Source organism: Oleiphilus sp. HI0066 (genome assembly GCF_001635725.1).
The window spans coordinates 1-1666 of the sequence record NZ_LWFH01001216.1; the positions used below are offsets into that span (position 1 = coordinate 1).

The 1666-nt window shown below is 44.2% G+C and carries 3 protein-coding genes; 1 reads left to right on the top strand and 2 read right to left on the bottom strand.

Annotation, left to right across the window (positions count from 1 at the left end):
- On the top strand, nt 1–819 hold an 819-nt coding region (gene ppnN, locus A3738_RS16800; RefSeq protein WP_156504312.1), incomplete at its 5' end, for a nucleotide 5'-monophosphate nucleosidase PpnN.
- Between the two features lie 85 nt (nt 820–904).
- Here ppnN and A3738_RS16805 read toward each other — a convergent pair.
- Nucleotides 905–1219 (bottom strand): c-type cytochrome, encoded by a 315-nt coding sequence (locus A3738_RS16805; RefSeq protein ID WP_068476004.1) that lies wholly within the window; start codon nt 1217–1219, stop codon nt 905–907.
- A gap of 124 nt (nt 1220–1343) precedes the next feature.
- Nucleotides 1344–1666, bottom strand: a 323-nt coding sequence (locus A3738_RS16810) for a GNAT family N-acetyltransferase (protein ID WP_156504313.1), incomplete at its 5' end; no start/stop codon positions are given.

Sequence of the window (1666 nt, forward strand, 5' to 3'; positions counted from 1 at the left end):
GGCTGTGGCCCAGGTGCGATGAAAGGCCCGATGAAAGGTGCTGCGGTAGGTCATGCAAAGCAACGCCATGCACTGGGACGATATATCGGTGTCACGGAGCCAGGCATTATTGCAGCAGAGTCTCCAAACCCAATTGTAAACGAGCTAACGATACTGCCCGATATCGAAAAGCGACTTGAAGCGTTTGTGCGCCTTGGACACGGAATTATTGTCTTTCCTGGTGGCGTCGGCACTGCTGAAGAGATTCTGTATATTCTCGGTGTATTGATGCACCCAAAAAACAAGGCGATGCCCTACCCCTTGGTGCTAACTGGCCCCGAATCAAGTCGGGATTATTTTGAAATGATCGATACCTTCATCGGACAAACACTTGGTACAGAAGCGCAAGTGCTCTATAAAATCATTATTGATGATCCAGAATCTGTCGCCAAATATATGAAATCAAATCTCGAAAAAGTCAAAACATATCGTCGCAAACGCCGCGATGCGTATTACTACAACTGGCTACTGAAGATTGATCCTATATTTCAAAAGCCTTTTGAGCCGACACATGCATTGATGGCTAACCTTGACCTCCATAAAGATCAAGAGCCTCATCAGCTCGCCGCCAATCTACGCTGTGCTTTTTCAGGAATCGTTGCAGGTAATGTCAAAGCGCAAGGATTAGCTGAGATCAAAAAACACGGGCCCTTTCAAATAGCAGGTGATCCAGAGATTATGTTATCGATGGATAAGATGTTACGCGCTTTTGTTGATCAAGGAAGAATGAAGCTGCCCGGTAGTACGTATAAGCCTTGTTATCGTATCGTGAACAAATGAATGCTAGTTGTTAAATAGCTTTGGCAAGAGCATTGAAAAAGCCGAACGATGTTCGGCTTTTTCAATCATTAAGCGTTGAACGCTTTTATTTCAATGTGCTGAAGTATTCAGCAAGGTTCTGCATATCCGCATCAGTAAGAGCAGCCGCCTGTGCTTGCATGATTGCAGCCATTCCACCATTGCGCTGTTTCGCTTTGTAAGCCTTCAAAGAAGAGACCAAATACTCTTTATTCTGTCCCGCCAAATTAGGGTAAGTTTTGATCGTTGCAATGCCATTTGCACCATGACAAGCAGCACACACAGCTGACTTAGCTTTACCTGCAGCGGCATCACCTGCCATCGCAAAACTAGAACCTAAAGTAACACTCACAATCCCAGCCATTAGTACTTTCTTTAACATATCCTTCTCCTAACAATGTGTACTACTTCTAATCAAATAAAGTCAGTGTAGCAGAGAACTTTGAAATACAAAGTGTCTCGACTTTAACTAGATCAAGTCTGATCTCAAAACCTTATCTTGTCACTTAATCTTGCAACCACTTATACATAACTAGTGCATCCACGAACCCAAGCTTTTGATGATCAAATGCTTTGAGTAAACGGCCCACCGTTTCGAAACCTAACTTATTCCAGAGATGGACCGCTGCACTATTCGAAGCAACAACCAAGTTAAATTGCATTGCCTTATAGCCAAGCTTTATAGCGATGGACTGCGAATGTACACATAATTGGCTAGCAATCCCTCCGCCCCGATACGAAGGCGATACCATATAACCACAATTGCTAACATGCGCGCCCAAGCTCGCTTGATTCGGTTTAATGTAATACGTAGCGACCACTTCGCCAG

Bases quoted from the DNA above. Each gene is read 5' to 3' on its own strand.
- A3738_RS16805 (WP_068476004.1), bottom strand. From the start codon at position 1,219: ATGTTAAAGAAAGTACTAATGGCTGGGATTGTGAGTGTTACTTTAGGT.